Raw genomic sequence first — 16,201 nt, 5'->3', positions numbered from 1 at the left:
GTTCCCGAGCCCCGCGGTCAGCGGGCCGCGCTGACCGACGACATGTGGAAGTCCGGGATGCGCATCGGCGGCATCGCGGTGCGCGTGAACCAGTCCTTCCATTCCCGCGGCAGGGTGCGTTCGGTCGCGCCGACCTCGGTGGCGCGGCGCACCAGATCCAGCGGTGATTCGTTGAAGCGGAAATTGTTCACCGCCGCGACCACCTCCCCGTCCTCCACCAGGTACACCCCGTCGCGGGTGAGGCCGGTCAGCAGCAGCGTCGCCGGATCGACCTCCCGCAGATACCACAGGGTGGTCAGCAGCAGACCGCGTTCGGTGCAGGCCACCAGATCGTCGATGCTCGCCGACGACCCGCCCGTGAGCAGCAGGTTCTCGCCGGGCGCGGTGACCGGCGCCCCGAACTCGGCGGCCGCGGCCCGCGGATACGTCAGCGCGTGCACGGCACCGTCCCGGATCCAGTCGACGCGCCCGGCGTCGAGTCCGTTGTCGAACACCGACACCGCGTCCGTCGACGCGGTCGCCGTCACGAACGGCGCGTACTCGAGACCCGGCGCGGCCGGATCCGACGACAGAGTCAGCGGCAGCGCGGTCAGGACCTCGCCGACCCGGGTGCCGCCCGGCCGCGACAGCGCGGTGTGCCCCTCCTCGGCGCCGCGCCCCTCCATCGACCACATCAGGTAGATCATCAGGTCGGCCACCGCGGACGGCGGCAGCAGCGTCTCGTACCGTCCGGCCGGCAGCTCCACGGCGGTGCCCGCCCAGTCCAGGCGCCGGTCCAGCTCCCCGAGCAGTGCCGTGGTGTCGACGTCCCGGAAATCGCGGGTGCCGGCACCGGCCCACGCGCCGGGACCGTCCAGCCCGCCCCGTTTGCCGTGCACCTCGATCGACCCCTCCGGCTGCGTGTACCGCCGCCGCACCCCGGTGGAGGTGCCCAGCCACGTGGTGCGCACCTGGTGGTGCGCGAACCCGTAGAGCCGGTCGGTGCCGCCGAACCCGTCGGTCAGCGCGTCGATCACCTCGTCGAACACCCCGATGCCGGTGCCGGTGAACCCGCCGGCCCAGTCGCCCGGACTGCCGGTGCCCTCGAGCAGCGGCATCGCGTCGGTCGCCGGTGCCGCCGCGTCGGCGGCGGTCCGTGCCGCGGTGACCACCGCGTCGATGTCGGCGGCATCGACGCTGCTCGAGGTGACGATGCCGACGCGGGTCACCGGTTCGCGGCGGATCGCCAGCACCGTCCAGCTCCGCGAGCGGGACACCCCGTTGGTGGTCATCGAGTTGCCCGCCCACCGCAGCGCCGCCTCCGACACCTCGGTGACGAGCACGATCGTCTCGTCGGCCGTCGAGGCGCGCAGCGCCCGTTCCACCAGTTCCTGCGCCTCGATCATCGTCCGCCCTCCGACCGGGTGTTGAGCACGTTGATGCCGCGCAGCAGCGCCGACGGGCAGCCGTGGCTCACCGCCGCGACCTGCCCGGGTTGCGCCTTGCCGCAGTTCAGGGCGCCACCGAGCCGCCACGTCGACGGCCCGCCGACCGCCTCGAGCGCGCCCCAGAACTCGGTGGTCGTGCCCTGATAGGCGACGTCGCGCACCTGCCCGGCCAGTTCGCCGTCGCGGATCCGGTAGAAGCGTTGGCCGGTGAACTGGAAGTTGTAGCGCTGCATGTCGATCGACCAGGACTTGTCCCCGACGACGTACAACCCGTCCTGCACACCGGCGACCAGGTCCGCGGTGGACCGATCCACCCGCGGATCCGGTTGCAGCGACACGTTCGGCATCCGCTGGATCGGCACGTGATGCGCCGAGTCGGCATAGGCGCAGCCGTTCGACCGCGGCAATCCGAGTCGCGGCGCGAACGCCCGGTCCACCTGGAACCCGACGAGCACACCGTCGCGGACCAGATCCCAGGACTGCGCGGCGACCCCGTCGTCGTCGAACCCGACGGTCGCCAGGCCGTGCGGGTCGGTGCGATCCGCGGTCACGTGCATCGCCGCGCTGCCGTAACGCAGCGAACCGAGCAGATCCGGGGTCGCGAACGAGGTGCCCGCATACGCCGCCTCGTAGCCGACCGCCCGGTCGTACTCGGTGGCGTGCCCCACCGATTCGTGGATGGTCAGCCACAGGTTCGTCGGATCGATCACCAGGTCCGTCGGGCCCGCGGTCACCGACGGCGCCGCCGCCTTCTCCGCCAACCAATGCGGTATCGCCGCCAGCTCACCGGTCCAGTCCCAGTGATCGTCGGAGGCGAGATACTCCCAACCGCGCCCGGTCGGGGGAGCGAGGGTGCGCATCGTCTCGAACACCCCGGTCGCCTGGTCGACGGTGGTCGCCTCGAGCTGCGGGTGGATCCGCACCCGCTGCTGTGTGATCGCGGAGCCGGCCAGATCCGCGTAGAACGTCTGCTCCTTGACCTGCACACAGTTCGCCGTCACGTGATCGACACCGTCGGCGGCGAGCAACCGCTGCGACAGGTCGGTCAGGATCGCGACCTTGTCGGCGGCCGGCACCGCGAACGGATCGAGGTCGTAGTGCGACACCCACACCGCGTCCGGGTAGGCCGGTTCGTCGGCCCACCGCACCGGATCCCGGTTGAGCGGCCGCAGCGCCCGCGCCACCTCGATCGCCTGCCGGGCCGTCGCCGCCGCCGTGTCCACGGTCAGCTCGGCGTGCGAGGCGAATCCCCAGGTGCCGTCGAGCAGGACCCGCACCGCGAACCCGGCATCGACCCCGTCCACCGCGGCCTGCACCCCACCGTCCCGCAACGCCAGCGCATGGGTGCGCACCCGGTGCACCCGCAGATCCGCGTGGGTGGCCCCGGCGGCGCGGGCCACCGACAAGGCCGCGTCGGCGAGGGCGCGCAACGGCAGGGCGAGAAAATCGGCGTCGACGGTGTTCACCCGCTCACCGTAGGGCCCGATCAACCGAATTGTTGCCAACCGAGCCGCACCACCATCACCAGCACCACGATCAGCAGCACGGCCCGCACGAATCCGGCGCCGCGCGCGAGCGCGGTCCGCGACCCGAGCACCGCACCGGCGACGTTGCACACCGCCATCGTCAACCCGAGCGACCACCACACGTGCCCGGTCGCGGCGAAGAACGCCAGCGCGCCCAGGTTCGAACCGAGGTTGATGACCTTCGCCATGGCCGCGGACCGCACGAACCCGGTGCCCAGCAGCGTCGCGAACGAGATGATCAGGAACGTGCCGGTGCCGGGGCCGAGAATGCCGTCGTAGAACCCGATCACCGCGGCCGAACCCAGCACGACGATCATGGTGCGGCGGGCGCCCGGCCGGTGTTGGGCCAGGGTGGTGCCGACCTGCGGGCGCAGCGTCACCGTCATCGCGACCGCGACCAGCGCGACCATCGCGATCGGAATGAACAGCGACTTGTCGATCAGCGACACCGCCGCCGCACCGCACGCCGCGAGGACCGCGGCCAGCACCGCCGCCGGGATCAGCACCTTCCATTGCAGCCGGATGCGCCGCGCGAACGTCACCACCGCGGCGCTGGTGCCGCAGATCGCAGTGAGCTTGTTCGTCGCCAACGCGGCCTGCGGGGCCAGTTGCGGCGCCACCAGCAGCAGCGCCGGCAGCAGGATCAAACCGCCGCCGCCGACCACCGCATCGACCCATCCGGCCGCGGTCGCTGCGGACAGCAGCACCGCCCAGTCCGCCGCATCCATGATCGTGATTCGATCATGGGGCCACAATCCCGGCGCACCGGGAGCAAAATCACCGGCGCGTTCGTTGCATCGGTGTGGCCGCCCGGAAGGAGCCCTGATGTTGCCCCTGCTGTTCCTCGTCTACGTCGTCGCCGAGATCGCGGTGCTGGCTGTGCTCGGCTCCGCCATCGGGGCCGGCTACACCGTGTTGCTGTTCCTCGGTGTCAGCGTCCTGGGCTATCTGATCCTCGGGGCGCAGGGCCGCCGCGCGCTGCAGAACCTCGGCAAGGTCCGGGCCGGTGTCTCCCCGGATCGGGCGCTGACCGACGGTGCACTCGTCGGACTCGGTGCGGGCCTGGTCCTGGTGCCCGGTCTGCTGACCAGCATCCTGGGCATCCTGTTGTTGTTGCCGCCGGCCCGCGCGTTGCTGCGTCCGGTGGTCAAGGTCGTCGCCGCCCGCAAGGTCGCGACCCTCGCGGCCCGCGGCGCCTGGCGCGGTGAGCGCATCACCGTCGTCGACGGGCAGGTCGTCGAACACACCGTCGTCGACTCCGCCCCCCGCCTGACGTCGGCCCCGATCCTCGACGGCGAGATCGTCGACACCCCGCAGCGGCCGCCGCGGCCCTGACGGGGCAGACTGGACGCTCGTGAGTCCAGCACCGCACACACAGCTTCTCGTCGGCGGGCGCATCTACAGCGCCAGCGCCCCCGACGCCACCTCGATGGCCGTCACCGACGGGCAGATCGTGTGGGTCGGGGCCGAACGGCCCGGCCGCGCGCTGCACCCCGACGCCGAGATCGTCGACCTGCACGGCGCGTTCGTCGCGCCCGCATTCGTCGACACCCACGTGCACGTCACCGCCCACGGCCTGGCACTGACCGGCCTGGACCTGACCGGCACCGCCAGCCGGGAGGAGACGTTGCAGCGGCTGCGCGAGCACGCCGCCGGGTGCGACGACCCGGTGCTGTGGGGGCACGGCTGGGACCCGACCCGCTGGGCCGACGAGACCGCGCCGACCACCGCCGACCTCGACGCCGCCGCCCCCGGCCGCGCCGTGTACCTGACCCGCGTCGACGCGCATTCGGCGGCCGCGTCCACCGCGCTGCGCGCCGCCGCCGACCCGGCCGATCTTCCCGGCTACCACCCTCAGCAACCGCTCACCGCGGCCGCGCACCACGCGGTGCGCGGCGCTGCGCGGGCGTTGCTCACCCCCGCGCAGCGGGCCCGGGCACGGGCCGCCGCCCTCGACGACTACGCCGCGCACGGCATCGTCGCCGTCCACGAGTGCGGCGGCCCGGACATTTCCGGCCGCGACGACTTCACCGAACTGCTCGGCACCGATCACGGTGTGCAGGTGCGTGGCTATTGGGGTGAGGCGGTTGCGACCGCCGAGCAGGCCGGCGCACTGCTCGCGGTGACCGGCGCGCACGGCCTCGGCGGCGACCTGTTCGTCGACGGCGCGTTCGGCTCCCACACGGCGTGGCTGACCGCCCCCTATACCGATCGTCGGGACTGCTGCGGAACCTCGTACCTGACCGTCGAGGAGATTACCGCGCACGTGCGGGCGTGCACCATCGCCGGTGTCCAGGCCGGTTTCCATGTCATCGGAGACGCAGCCGCCGCGGCCGTGACCGCCGCGTTCGCGGCCGTCGCCGACGACCTGGGTGGGCCCGCTGTCGCCGCGCGCGGGCATCGGCTCGAACATGCCGAAACACTCACCGTGGCGCAGGCGGCGCAGCTGGGGCGGTGGGGGGTGATCGCGAGCATGCAGCCGGTGTTCGACGCACTGTGGGGCGGCCCGGACGGGATGTATGTGACGCGGCTCGGCGCGGACCGGGCGGCCGGGTTGAACAACTTCGCGGGTATCGCCTCCACCGGGATGTCCCTCGCGTTCGGTTCCGACTCGCCGGTGACCGCGGCCCGGCCGTGGTCGATGTTGCGCGCCGCCGTCCACCACCACACCGCGGGCAGCGGCATCTCGCCGCGCGCCGCATTCGCCGCCGCCACCCGCGGGGCGTGGCGGGCCGGGGGGGTCCGGGACGGTCTGGCGGGCACCCTGGATCCGGGGGCGCCGGCGTCGTATGCGGTGTGGGAAGCGGGGGAGTTGGTGATCAGCGCCCCGAAGGACAGCGTGCAGCGGTGGTCGACGGATCCGCGGTCGCGGGTGGCGCCGCTGCCGGACCTCGAGCCGGGCACGGACGATCCGGTGCTGGTGCGCAGCGTGCACCGCGGCCGGATCGTGTACGACCGGTGATCGGGCAGACCGCGCGGACGGTGGCGGTGCGAGCACTGCTGTCGGTGGTCGCCGGACTGCTGCTCTTCGCGAGCTTCCCGCCGCGCCCCTTGTGGTTTCTCGCACCCGTCGGCATCGGCTTGCTCATCACTGTATTGATTACACGGCCAATGCATCGACGTGCGGGGTTCTGCTATGGATACCTCGCCGGCCTGGGCTTTCTGGTGCCGCTGCTGCCCTGGATCGGGGTGTATGTCGGGCCGCTGCCGTGGCTGGCGCTGGCCGCGGTCGAGGCCCTGTTCGTCGGGCTGTTCGGGGCGCTGACCGTGCACGTGCGGTCCCTGCCCGCGACACCGCTGTGGATCGCCGCGTGCTGGTCGCTGACCGAGTACCTGCGCGCCACCGTGCCGTTCGGGGGTTTCCCGTGGGGACGCCTGGCCTTCGGCCAACCCGACGGGCTGCTGGTCTCCCTCGCCGCGGTCGGTGGGGCTCCGCTCGTGTCCTTCGCAGTCGCGCTGATCGGCGCCGGCCTGGCCGCGCTCGTCACCGCGTGCCGCCGCACCCCGCGGCGCGGGCCGCTGCTGCGGGCCGCCGCCGTGACGGCCCTGGCACCGCTGTGCGCCGCGGCGGCGTGGCCACTGCTGCCCGCCCACGGCGACGGGGATCGCACGATCACGGTCGCCGCGATCCAGGGCAGCGTGCCGCGGCTGGGTCTGGACTTCAACGCCCAGCGCAAGGCGGTCCTCGACAACCACGTCGCCCGCACCTTGGAACTGGCCGCCGACGTGAGCGCCGGCACCGCGCCGCGTCCGGACGTGGTGATCTGGCCCGAGAACGCCTCGGACATCGATCCGCTACGCAACACCGACGCGGCCGCCGACATCACCGCCGCCGCCGCGGCGATCGGCGCCCCCATCGCCGTCGGCGCGGTCCTCGTCAACGGTGACGGCACCACCACCAACTCGGTGATCGTGTGGGGCGCGGAGACCGGGCCCGGAGAACGACACGACAAGAAGATCATCCAGCCGTTCGGGGAGTACCTGCCGTACCGGTCGTTCTTCCGGTTGTTCTCCGAGTACGCGGATCGCGCCGGCCACTTCGTGCCCGGCCACGGCGACGGCGTTGTGCGCGCCGCGGGCATCCCCATCGGCGTCGCGACCTGCTACGAGGTCGCGTTCGACCGGGCGTTTCGCCAGGCGGTCGACGCGGGCGCGCAGCTGTTGGCCGTACCCACCAACAACGCGACCTTCGGCGACACCGAGATGACGTATCAGCAGCTGGCGATGTCGCGGATGCGGGCCGTCGAACACGGCCGCGCCGTCGTCGTGGCCGCCACCAGCGGCGTCAGCGCGATCGTCGCGGCCGATGGTTCGGTGCTCGAACAGACCCCGCTGTTCGAGCCGGCGGCGCTGGTGGCGCAGGTGCCGTTGCGCACGGCGACTACGCTGGCTAGTCGGCTCGGCCCGATCCCAGAGCTCGTTCTGTGTGTCGGGGCCGTCGCCGCCGCCGGTGCCGCCCTCGTGCGGGCCCGGCGAAACCACACCACGGTGTCACGGCCACAGCCCGGCCGCGACACCGAGCCGGCCGAGTCCGGCACCGCAGGATCACCGGCCCAGGCCGGTTTCGACAGGGAGGACCATTGATGGCAGCGGCGACGCCGGCCGGGGATCACAGCGCGCCGAGCGCCCGGACCCTGGTCATCATTCCGACGTACAACGAGCGGGAGAACATTCGCCTGATCGTCGGCCGGTTGCATGCGGCGCTGCCGGACGTGCACGTGCTCATCGCCGACGACGGCAGCCCGGACGGCACCGGCGCGGTCGCCGACGAGCTGGCCGCCGCGAGCGACGGCCGCATCCACGTCATGCACCGCACCGAGAAGAACGGCCTCGGCGCCGCCTACATCGCCGGGTTCCGGTGGGGTCTCGAGCGGGACTACACGGTCCTGGTGGAGATGGACGCCGACGGCAGCCACGCCCCGGAGCAGCTGCACCTGCTGCTCGAGAAGGTCGACGGCGGCGCCGACCTGGTTCTCGGCTCCCGGTACGTGCCCGGCGGCACCGTCGTGAACTGGCCGTGGCACCGCGAGGTGCTCTCCCGCGGCGGCAACATCTACTCGCGGCTCGCGCTCGGGGTGAAGGTCCGCGACATCACCGGTGGCTACCGCGCCTACCGGCGCGAAGTGCTCGAGACCCTCGACCTCGACGCGATCGAATCGCACGGCTATTGCTTCCAGGTCGATCTGGCGTGGCGGACCCTGCAGGCCGGGTTCACCGTCGACGAGGTGCCGATCACCTTCACCGAACGCGTCATCGGAGACTCGAAGATGAGCGGCAACATCGTGCAGGAGGCCCTGTTCAAGGTCACCGTGTGGGGTCTGCGCAACCGGTGGGTCAGGCTGCGCGGGCTCGTCGGCCGCCACTGACCGGTTCGAGCCGGGCGAGGGACCGTCCGTGCGTGTGCCCGGCCGACGCCGGCCGGGCACACGACGACTCGACTGCTGTCGGTGCGCCGACATCCGGAGCACGGCTCGTCACCCGTGGCATCGAGTGGGAGGTGCCGGACCGAGTTCCGCCACCTCCGACCTGTCAATGGCCATCGTGATGGGGTTCCGACCCACGTTCCGTGACGATCCAGCGGTGCGGTCAGCGTTACCGGCTACCTCGATGAGACGGTCGTCCCGTGCCGATCCAGTGAATACCATCGGGACCAGGCAAGTACGGTTGCGGCAGGTAGCAGGGACAGAACTCGCCGGTGTGCCAGGCTCCGGCGACCATCTCCGGATCGGCGGATCCGAATCCTGCTCGTACTGTGGGCAGGTGTTCGCGCCAGCCGACCAAGCCGGAGTCGTCGCGACCCCAGACCCGCACCACCAACGTCATGATCGAATCCGCCCAGCTCAGCTGTTCGATCTCGTACACCCCGGTGTCCCAGGGTCGTGCCGACAGATATCTGGTGACCGCGGACAGGAAGCGCATGTCCCAGTCCGCTTGTTCGAAGTCACCGTGCCGGACGGCCGATGATCCCTCACCGATGTCGCTGGTGCTGTAGTACTCGTGGCGACCGTTGTTTCCGGTGCCTCGGTTCCGATCCATAGTCGCAGTCTGCCAGGCGGAACCGGCAGGGCCCCGCGCGTCGCCGTGCTGTCGCGCCACCACGCAAGGGTGGACCAGAACCGATATTCAGCTGCCGTTGACACGGGGGATCTCCAGGGCCAGGCCGGCCGCACGGTCTGCCTTCGGAACGCTGCGCCTGCCGCACCGGCGACATGCGCAGCACGGGTTTCCGGACGGAGGACCGTCCGGGCCGGTCGAGATCGTTGTCGCGGTGCCGTTTGCCGCAAACCCGGGCCCGGGGCGCCTCGGAGGACATGACCGCGACATCTCCCCACGAGCGTTCGGCGTATACCGACCGGACGGGCGGCGGTCCGAGGGGACCAGACCAACCCGAACGTTCGACTCCGCACCGGATGCGAGCGGTCGATCAGGTTCGAACGAAACGTACGTACGTTCCTACTCGGCAAACGATCGTTCGCATCACCGGGTGCCGAACGATCGTTTGCAACCTCGTCACGAACGTTCGCGGCGGAGTTCTTCGAGCTGCCGCTGCAGCTCAGCGATGTGCGCACGCGCATCGACCAGGTGGGTGGCCCGTTCCTCGGCCAGCTCCGCACGCACTTCCCGCAGCTCGGCTTCGAGCTCACCGACCCGCTTCCAGGCTTCGGCCGCGGCTTCCCGGGCGGCGTCGCGCTCGGCGCGGAGAACGCTGTCCCCGGACCGGGGCAGTGAGGGAGCCGGGTCGGGCACCCGAACCGGCGGGGTGGGGGTTCGTTCCGGTGGGACGGCGGCCGGGGGTTCTCCGGTCGGCTTCCGGGCGGTGTCGGGGGCGCCCGCGCTCGTCGCGGTGGGCCGGCTCGCCGGGGACCCGCCTTTCTGCTGCTTCTGGCGTTCCCGCCAAGCCCGGGCCCGCTCGGCGCTGTTCGCGTACTGCTTGGGGCGGCCACCGGTCGACGGGCTCCGACCGATCGGGGTTTCGCTCACTGACGACCTTTCTCACCACTCGAACGTTCGATGCAGCTCCTGCTCGACCGCGAACGATCGTTCGCGGCGTCGCGTTCACCGAACGCGCGAAGGTTACCAGTCGACGCGCAGGTCGTCGGCGACACCGAGTTCGGTGCACAGCGACCGGATGGCGCTGCAGTCCTGCACCACCCGGCCGCCACCGCGGGAGGTCTCGGCGATCAGCTCCTGGGCACCGGGGATGCCTTCGTGTTCGACGATCGCCGCCCAGGTCGCGGTGTCGCTCCCGGTGAACGCGACGATGCCGGCGGCGAGCGCGTCGAGCAGCACCCGCCGATCGGTGCTTCCCAGGTCGGCAAAGACGATCTTGAGCAGTTCCGCCGCGAGCGACGAGTGGCACAATTCGTCCCGTCGATGCAGCGCGACGGTGGCGCGGTTGACCGGTTGCAGCGTGTCGTCCTCGGTGAGCAACCCGAGATAGGCGCTGATCGAGGTTTCCGCCACCGTGGTGAAGGCGAGCCGCACCAACACTTCGGCGCGGGGTGATTCCGCCCGGGCCACCGCCTCCCGATGGGCGCGCACGGTCCGGGAGGCGGGCAGCACCGACTCCGGCAGCACCCAGCCGCGCCGCCGGCGGGTCACCGCGCTCGCATTGTGGTGCATCAGCGTGTGGTACTGCTCGTCGACCATCGCCTGCATCACCCCGACCACGACGGTGTCGTGCGGTCCGATCCCGAGCGCGTCGCCGGTGACGGACGCGAACCCGGGGTTGACGACAAACTGCTCGATGTCGACGACGTTCTTGTTGTAGGCGATCCACGCCCAGGCACGCAGCCGGGCACGGCGCCGTTCGTCGAGGTCCCGGTAGCGGCGGTGGGCGTGAAACGGAATCAGCACCTCCGGATAGTCGCGGAGCGCGGGGTCGAACAGGTCGTCGAGGGCGGGCTCCCGTTTCTTGACGGTCGCACGCAGTCCCCAGGACCTGGTCAGGGCACGGATCACGCTGCTCTCGACGGGATCGGCGGGGTCGTGGTCGGGCAGCAACGGTGGGCCCAGCCGGGCGCGCAGCGAGGTGATGTCGGGTTCTGCCATCACGGCACCCCTGTCTCCCCGGGCGGCGGACGGTCCGTCGTCTGCGGCAGGTCGGCGAACACCTGCGCGCACGTTTCACGGTACCGCTCGATACGGTCGCCCAGGGGTCGCCGCGCTCGGTCCATCAGCTTTCCGAACGCGGCAGGGTCGGCGGCGACGGCCGCGTCGAGTGCGTCGAGCCCGGCGCGCAGGGCCTGTCGCGCCGCGCCGGCGTAGGGGTTGCCGGTTTGCACGTCCCGATACACCTCCGGCGCCCCGGTGCCCACCCGGGCCAGCAACGACCGCATCAACACGTGCGGAGGCGGCGCGGTCGCTGCGGCCACGTCCGGAACCCGCAGCCGATCCAGTGCCAACCCGAACGCCAGCACCGCGGCATGGGTGAGCGCCTGCGTCGCCGCGGTCACCCGATCGTGTTCGTCGGCCGACAGTTCCACCACCTGCGCGCCCCAGCGGGTCAGATCGGCGACGAACCCGGCCACGGCCGGTCCCCGCTGGTGCGCGACCGCGACGACCGGCCGGCCGGCCAGCCCCAGCGACGGCGCGAACATCGGATTGACGCCGAGCGCCTGCACGTGCGGGGCGTGGGCGTGCAATGCGGCGGGCACCGCCGATTTCACCGACAGGGTTTCGACGAGCAGCGTGCCGGGCGTGAGCAGCTCGCCCAGCACCGGGATCGCCTCGAGCGCCACCGGTTCGGGGACGGCCAGCACCACGGTGGGCGCGGCGCGCAGCGCGGTGGCGGCTCGACCGGTGGGGGCGGTGATGTCCGCGGCCAGGGCGGTGTCGTCGTGCGGTGGGGGCATCGGATCCAGGACCAGCACCTCGGTGCCGTCGGCGCGCAGCGCCGTCACCAGCAGTTCCCCGACCGCGCCCGCGCCGCCGGCCACAACCACCGGACCCCTGGTCATCGGCCGGAATCTTCGGGCACAGGCGGGGTCTCGGACAGGGTGCGTCGCATCGCCACCGCCTTGACCAGGGTTTCGTCGAGTTCGTCGCCGGGGTCGGACAGGGCGACGATGGCGCCGCCGATCCCGAAGCTCACCTCGTGGTCGGTGGCGACCATGGTGCGAATGACGATCGACAGGTCGGCGGCGCCGGTGGGCGACAGGTATCCCAAGGCACCGGAGTACACGCCGCGAGGACCGTCCTCGAGTTTGTCGATGATCTCCATGGTGCGCAGTTTCGGTGCACCGGTCATCGATCCCCCGGGAAACGCCGCGCGCACACAGTCCACGGCGGACACGTCCGGACGCAACGTGCCGCGCACGGTGGACACCAGTTGATGCACCGCGGCGTAGGTTTCGACGTCGAACAGCTTCGGCACGTGCACCGATCCCGGCACGCACACCCGTGACAGGTCGTTGCGCACCAGGTCGACGATCATCAGGTTCTCGGAACGGTCCTTCTCGCTCGCACGTAGATCCCGGCGCAGCATCCCGTCCTCGGCGGCGGTCGCACCGCGCGGCCGGGTGCCCTTGATCGGTTTGGACTCGACGACGCGGTCCGCGCCGATCCGCAGGAACCGCTCGGGCGACGCGCTGAGCACCGACAGTCCCGGGAACTGCAGCAGCGCACTGTAGGGGGTGGGGCTGATCTCGCGCAGGCATTCGTAGGTACGCAGCGGATCGATGCTGCGCTCGACGGTGGCCATGTTGGTCAGGCACACCTCGTAGGTTTCGCCGCTGCGGATCTCGGCGATGCACTGGGCGATCAGGTCCAGGTAGCGCCCGCCGTCGTGGCGTAGCCGCATCGGCTGGTCCCGGTCCAGTCGCAGCAGCGGCGGCGGGGCGGGGGCCGGTTCGGTCACGTCGGCGAGTTCGGCGAGCGCGGCGGCGGTTCGGTCGAACCAGGCGCGGGTCGCGGCGTCGCCGGGCTGCTCGCTCAGCGCGATCAGGTAGCAGTGTCCGGCCTCGTGGTCGAGGACCACGGCCCGGTCCGCGAACACCATCGCCGCGTCCGCGGTCGGAGAGGTGTGGACGAGCTGGGCGCCGGCGTCGGCCTTCAGCTCGTAGCCGAGATAGCCGACATAGCCGAGACCGAAGTCGAACGGCAGATCCTCGCGTCGCGCGACCGGACGCTCGGCGAGTCGACGGTCGAGGTGGTCGAAGAACGTGCTGTGGTGTTCGGTGACGGTGCCGTCGAGGGCGTGTTCGCGCACGAGGGTCTCGGCGACGCTGTAGGTGACGAACTCGGAGCGGGGCCCGGAGCCGTCGCCGAGCACGGTGAATCGCGATCCGGGTTCGGTCGCCGCGCTGCCGTCGAGCCAGAAACCGTGCGGACCGTCGGCGAAGAGCCGCTCGAACACCGCCTGCGGGTCGAGATTGCGGTCGAGACGACGGCTTTCGATCAGATATCGGGGTTCCGGCGGCGACGGGTCCTGCGGGCCGGCGACGACGATCGGGCCCCGGGTGGGGGTCGCGTTGCGGAAGTTCACCAGCAGGTCGCGGCCGTGCTCGGTGCAGATCGACTCGGGATGGAACTGGACGCCCCACAACGGCCTGGTGCGGTGGGCCACCCCCATGAGCAGACCGTCGTCGGTCCACGCGACCGCGTCGAGTTCGTCGGGGACGTGCTCGACGATCAGCGAGTGGTAGCGCACCGCCGCGAACCGCGGCGGCAGACCGGCGAACAGCCCGGTCCCGGTGTGGACGATGGTGGCCAGGCGACCGTGCACGGGTTCGGGTGCCTGCACGACCGGTGCGCCGAACAGGTGGCACAGACCCTGGTGGCCGAGGCAGACCCCGAGCGCCGGGAGCCCGCCGTCGAGCAGCGCGCGGGCGCTGATCCCGAAATCGCGTGCCCGGTCGGGGCGGCCGGGCCCGGGCGAGACGACGATGTTGTCGAATCGTGCCGGGTCGATGTGATCCCACGGTGTGTCGTTGGTGACCACGGTCGGCGGCAGGCCGTTGACCTCGGACAGCAGGCTGTAGAGGTTGTAGGTGAAGGAATCGTAGTTGTCGACGAGCAGGGTACGGGTGGGCCGTGCGTCGATGGGCATGGCGGCCTCAGTTCCGGTTCTCGCCGATGTCGGCGAGGTCCTGGTGCTCGGACGGGTCGTCGCCGTCGACGAGGCGGTCCTCGACGCGGCAGGCCTCACCGATCAGCAACGCGTAGAGATCGTGCAGAAATTCGGTGGACAGACCGTTGCGGTGGGCGTAATCCGCGGCGCGCTCGTGAACCTGCTGCATCCGGGCGGGTTGCATCACGGGGATGGCGTGGCGCTGTTTGAGATCGGCGATCCGGGAGATGACGTCCAATCGGTCGCGCACGTCGTCGAGCAACCTCCCGTCCACGTGGTCCAATTCGGCGCGCAGCCTGGCGAGTTCCGCTTCCGGTTCCGGTGCGTGGCTGTCGTTCATCGGCCGTCACCCCCTGGTGCCGCGAATCGGGGAATTCCCTCGGGAGTTTCCGATTCGCACGGTACGTGTCGTCGCTTTCGAATATCGATCGGAGTGCGCTCATAATTACACGCGAAACGATCATGATGCCCTCGATTGATCGTATTGTGGCGTGCCCGCGTCGTGGCCTTCACACACCGCCGGGAAAGACGACGAATGCCGCCCCGTGGGAGGTTCCAGGGGGCGGCATTCGGAGGAGGTTTCGGACGGCTCGGTCGAGACCGGCGGTCAGGCTCCGCGACGCTTGGTCTTGAGCAGTTCGAGGCGTTCCTTGAGTAGTTCGTCGAGCTCTTCGATCGAACGGCGTTCGAGCAGCATGTCCCAGTGTGTGCGCGGCGGCTTGACCTTCTTCGGTTCGGGCGCGGCACCCTCGACGAGGGTGCCTTCGAGACCGTTCTTGCAGATCCAGGTGCCGGGGATCTCGGCTTCGTCGGCGAACGGGACGTCGAATTCCTCGCCGTTGTCGCAGCGGTACCGCGCGATGCGGCGTGGCGCCAGATCGTGGTCCCGATCGGTTTCGTAGCTCACCGCTCCGAGCCGGCTGCCTCGCAGTACACGATCTGCCATGGTGGTGTCCTCTCTTGTGTGCTCCGCCCGGGGTTCGCCGTCGGACGGCAAACGAACGACCGGGCGTCGGTGCGTCCTGTATGCACAACGTCGACGCGACCGAATCCGTTCCCGCAGCCCGCGGCGCAGCGGGGATGCACCATTTTACCGGTCCGCTCGCCGGCGCCGGTAAGGTGTCGGCCCATGACCGGACGTGAGCGCAAACCGGAGAGTTGCCTCTGGTGCGGACGACCGGTCCCGGACGCCGGGGTGGGCCGTCGGCGCCGGTACTGCCGCCGCTCGTGCCGGCAGCGGGCCTACGAGCAGCGCGCGCTGACCCGCGGCACGGGCCTGCCGGAGGACGCGGTGGTGCTCTCGGCCGAGGAGGCCGTGGCGCTGGCCGATCGGGCGTTCGAGGTGCGCTGCGCCGCCGAGGACGTCGCGACCGCGGTCGCCGAGGGTGCGGGCACCGACGAACTGACCGAACTGTGTGCCGAGCTGTTGCGGGTGGCCCGCGCCGCCGAGCGGATCCGCTGACCGCGCTAGTCGCCGCCGGACGCGGAGGCCGCCCGTCACACGAGGAAACCGCCTCGGCTTTCGCCGTCAGGCGAAGAAACCACCCATCGTGTAGATCACCTGGCAGAAGGTGCCGTTGACGTACTCGACGGAACCGAACAGCGCGGACAGCACCGGGCCGGTTCCGGTGTTCACGGTCTTCGACAGTTGGGGTACGCCGCCGATCGCGTCGTCGAGCTTTTCGATGCCGCCGCGGAAGTTGTCCATGTTGAGCCACACGAACGTCAGGTCGGAGCGGGCGGGCTGCACCGGAATGGTGGGGGAGACGAAGATCTTGAGCTGACCGATCGCGACGTCGGGGTTGACGTTCGGGCCGGGTTGCGCCCATCCGACGGTTTGCGCGAAGGGGACGAAGCCTCCGCCGCAGCCGAGGCCCACCGTCGGGGCCGCTTCCATGAACGGCTGGGGCGTGTTGCGCGGCGGGTAGAGGAGGTCTTCCAGGAGGCCGGCGGGATTCTTCGCCGCGTCCAGCAGGGCGTCGACGGCCGCGGCGGAGTCGGGGGAATCGGTAGCGGCGGCCACGCGCAGCGCGTCGGGTGCCAGTCCGGGGGGCGCCGGTTCCGCGCTCGCGTGCGCGGGCAGAGCGACGGCGACGGTCGCGGCGAACAGGGTGCAGAGCGATCGAACGGTCCATCGACGCGGCATCTCGTGCTCCTTCGGGTCGCGCGTGCGGGGC

The 16,201-nt window shown here is 71.1% G+C and carries 16 protein-coding genes; 5 read left to right on the top strand and 11 right to left on the bottom strand.

The features are described from left to right. Window positions 1–17 precede the first annotated feature (17 nt). Genes RZ1_RS00575 through RZ1_RS00565 form a run of 3 tightly spaced genes read right to left on the bottom strand, consistent with a single transcriptional unit; the run spans window position 18 to window position 3,681 of the window. On the bottom strand, window positions 18–1,385 hold the full coding sequence (locus tag RZ1_RS00575; protein WP_072808214.1) for a metallopeptidase TldD-related protein: 1,368 nt from the start codon (window positions 1,383–1,385) through the stop codon (window positions 18–20). Next, the gene (locus RZ1_RS00570; protein WP_072808211.1) at window positions 1,382–2,893 is read right to left on the bottom strand and encodes a TldD/PmbA family protein; all 1,512 of its coding nucleotides are present in this window, start codon (window positions 2,891–2,893) and stop codon (window positions 1,382–1,384) included. The genes RZ1_RS00575 and RZ1_RS00570 overlap by 4 nt, the downstream gene beginning before the upstream one ends. A gap of 20 nt (window positions 2,894–2,913) precedes the next feature. Next, window positions 2,914–3,681 carry a TSUP family transporter gene (locus tag RZ1_RS00565; RefSeq protein ID WP_072808208.1) on the bottom strand — a complete coding sequence of 256 codons (768 nt, stop codon included), beginning with the start codon at window positions 3,679–3,681 and terminating at the stop codon, window positions 2,914–2,916. Window positions 3,682–3,778: 97 nt separating this feature from the next. Between RZ1_RS00565 and RZ1_RS00560 the strand changes: the two genes are divergently transcribed. The 4 genes from RZ1_RS00560 to RZ1_RS00545 are packed head-to-tail and all read left to right on the top strand — an operon-like array spanning window position 3,779 to window position 8,319. Beyond that, a complete protein-coding gene (locus tag RZ1_RS00560) occupies window positions 3,779–4,288 on the top strand; it encodes an FxsA family protein (protein WP_072808205.1) in 510 nt (169 codons plus the stop codon). 19 nt (window positions 4,289–4,307) lie between these two features. Further along, entirely contained in the window at window positions 4,308–5,915 is a 1,608-nt protein-coding gene (locus tag RZ1_RS00555; protein WP_072808202.1) for an amidohydrolase, read from the top strand. After that, complete coding sequence (gene lnt / locus RZ1_RS00550) at window positions 5,912–7,537, top strand: apolipoprotein N-acyltransferase (protein WP_072808718.1); 1,626 nt, start codon at window positions 5,912–5,914, stop codon at window positions 7,535–7,537. The genes RZ1_RS00555 and lnt overlap by 4 nt, the downstream gene beginning before the upstream one ends. Continuing rightward, a complete protein-coding gene (locus RZ1_RS00545) occupies window positions 7,537–8,319 on the top strand; it encodes a polyprenol monophosphomannose synthase (RefSeq protein WP_072808200.1) in 783 nt (260 codons plus the stop codon). The genes lnt and RZ1_RS00545 overlap by 1 nt, the downstream gene beginning before the upstream one ends. A 226-nt stretch (window positions 8,320–8,545) precedes the next feature. On the opposite strand, the gene RZ1_RS00540 is transcribed toward RZ1_RS00545, so the two are convergent. From RZ1_RS00540 to RZ1_RS00510, 7 genes are all read right to left on the bottom strand, one after another. Beyond that, entirely contained in the window at window positions 8,546–8,989 is a 444-nt protein-coding gene (locus tag RZ1_RS00540) for a hypothetical protein (protein ID WP_072808198.1), read from the bottom strand. A gap of 474 nt (window positions 8,990–9,463) precedes the next feature. Further along, window positions 9,464–9,934, bottom strand: coding sequence for a hypothetical protein (locus RZ1_RS00535; RefSeq protein ID WP_072808196.1), 471 nt, complete (start codon window positions 9,932–9,934; stop codon window positions 9,464–9,466). 93 nt (window positions 9,935–10,027) lie between these two features. Then, entirely contained in the window at window positions 10,028–11,005 is a 978-nt protein-coding gene (locus RZ1_RS00530) for a diiron oxygenase (protein ID WP_072808194.1), read from the bottom strand. After that, on the bottom strand, window positions 11,005–11,913 hold the full coding sequence (locus RZ1_RS00525) for a prephenate dehydrogenase dimerization domain-containing protein (protein WP_072808192.1): 909 nt from the start codon (window positions 11,911–11,913) through the stop codon (window positions 11,005–11,007). Before RZ1_RS00525 ends, RZ1_RS00530 begins: the two co-directional genes overlap by 1 nt. Next, window positions 11,910–14,003, bottom strand: a complete 2,094-nt coding sequence (gene pabB / locus RZ1_RS00520; protein ID WP_072808190.1) for an aminodeoxychorismate synthase component I — start codon at window positions 14,001–14,003, stop codon at window positions 11,910–11,912. The genes RZ1_RS00525 and pabB overlap by 4 nt, the downstream gene beginning before the upstream one ends. A 7-nt stretch (window positions 14,004–14,010) precedes the next feature. Continuing rightward, window positions 14,011–14,364: a chorismate mutase family protein gene (locus RZ1_RS00515; protein WP_072808188.1), complete on the bottom strand. Its 354-nt coding sequence runs from the start codon at window positions 14,362–14,364 to the stop codon at window positions 14,011–14,013. Window positions 14,365–14,631: 267 nt separating this feature from the next. Continuing rightward, window positions 14,632–14,970 (bottom strand): RNA polymerase-binding protein RbpA, encoded by a 339-nt coding sequence (locus RZ1_RS00510; protein WP_072808186.1) that lies wholly within the window; start codon window positions 14,968–14,970, stop codon window positions 14,632–14,634. Between the two features lie 183 nt (window positions 14,971–15,153). On the opposite strand from RZ1_RS00510, the gene RZ1_RS00505 reads away from it, so the two are divergent. Further along, window positions 15,154–15,486: a hypothetical protein gene (locus RZ1_RS00505; protein ID WP_072808185.1), complete on the top strand. Its 333-nt coding sequence runs from the start codon at window positions 15,154–15,156 to the stop codon at window positions 15,484–15,486. A gap of 66 nt (window positions 15,487–15,552) precedes the next feature. Here the strand turns inward: RZ1_RS00505 and RZ1_RS00500 are convergent, their stop codons facing one another. Then, window positions 15,553–16,170 (bottom strand): hypothetical protein, encoded by a 618-nt coding sequence (locus RZ1_RS00500; RefSeq protein WP_072808717.1) that lies wholly within the window; start codon window positions 16,168–16,170, stop codon window positions 15,553–15,555. Window positions 16,171–16,201 lie beyond the last annotated feature (31 nt).

The organism is Rhodococcus zopfii NBRC 100606 = JCM 9919 (assembly GCF_001895025.1).
Taxonomy (GTDB): domain Bacteria; phylum Actinomycetota; class Actinomycetes; order Mycobacteriales; family Mycobacteriaceae; genus Rhodococcus; species Rhodococcus zopfii.
This window is presented reverse-complemented; position numbering and strand designations above follow the sequence as displayed.

Excerpts from the sequence above, each read along its gene's own strand:
- RZ1_RS00540 (WP_072808198.1), bottom strand. The coding sequence starts at position 8,989 with ATGGATCGGAACCGAGGCACCGGAAACAACGGTCGCCACGAGTACTAC.
- RZ1_RS00545 (WP_072808200.1), top strand. The coding sequence starts at position 7,537 with ATGGCAGCGGCGACGCCGGCCGGGGATCACAGCGCGCCGAGCGCCCGG.
- RZ1_RS00530 (WP_072808194.1), bottom strand. The coding sequence starts at position 11,005 with ATGGCAGAACCCGACATCACCTCGCTGCGCGCCCGGCTGGGCCCACCG.
- RZ1_RS00575 (WP_072808214.1), bottom strand. The coding sequence starts at position 1,385 with ATGATCGAGGCGCAGGAACTGGTGGAACGGGCGCTGCGCGCCTCGACG.
- RZ1_RS00560 (WP_072808205.1), top strand. The coding sequence starts at position 3,779 with ATGTTGCCCCTGCTGTTCCTCGTCTACGTCGTCGCCGAGATCGCGGTG.
- RZ1_RS00500 (WP_072808717.1), bottom strand. The coding sequence starts at position 16,170 with ATGCCGCGTCGATGGACCGTTCGATCGCTCTGCACCCTGTTCGCCGCG.
- RZ1_RS00510 (WP_072808186.1), bottom strand. The coding sequence starts at position 14,970 with ATGGCAGATCGTGTACTGCGAGGCAGCCGGCTCGGAGCGGTGAGCTAC.
- RZ1_RS00515 (WP_072808188.1), bottom strand. The coding sequence starts at position 14,364 with ATGAACGACAGCCACGCACCGGAACCGGAAGCGGAACTCGCCAGGCTG.
- RZ1_RS00525 (WP_072808192.1), bottom strand. The coding sequence starts at position 11,913 with ATGACCAGGGGTCCGGTGGTTGTGGCCGGCGGCGCGGGCGCGGTCGGG.
- pabB (WP_072808190.1), bottom strand. The coding sequence starts at position 14,003 with ATGCCCATCGACGCACGGCCCACCCGTACCCTGCTCGTCGACAACTAC.
- RZ1_RS00505 (WP_072808185.1), top strand. The coding sequence starts at position 15,154 with ATGACCGGACGTGAGCGCAAACCGGAGAGTTGCCTCTGGTGCGGACGA.
- RZ1_RS00565 (WP_072808208.1), bottom strand. The coding sequence starts at position 3,681 with ATGGATGCGGCGGACTGGGCGGTGCTGCTGTCCGCAGCGACCGCGGCC.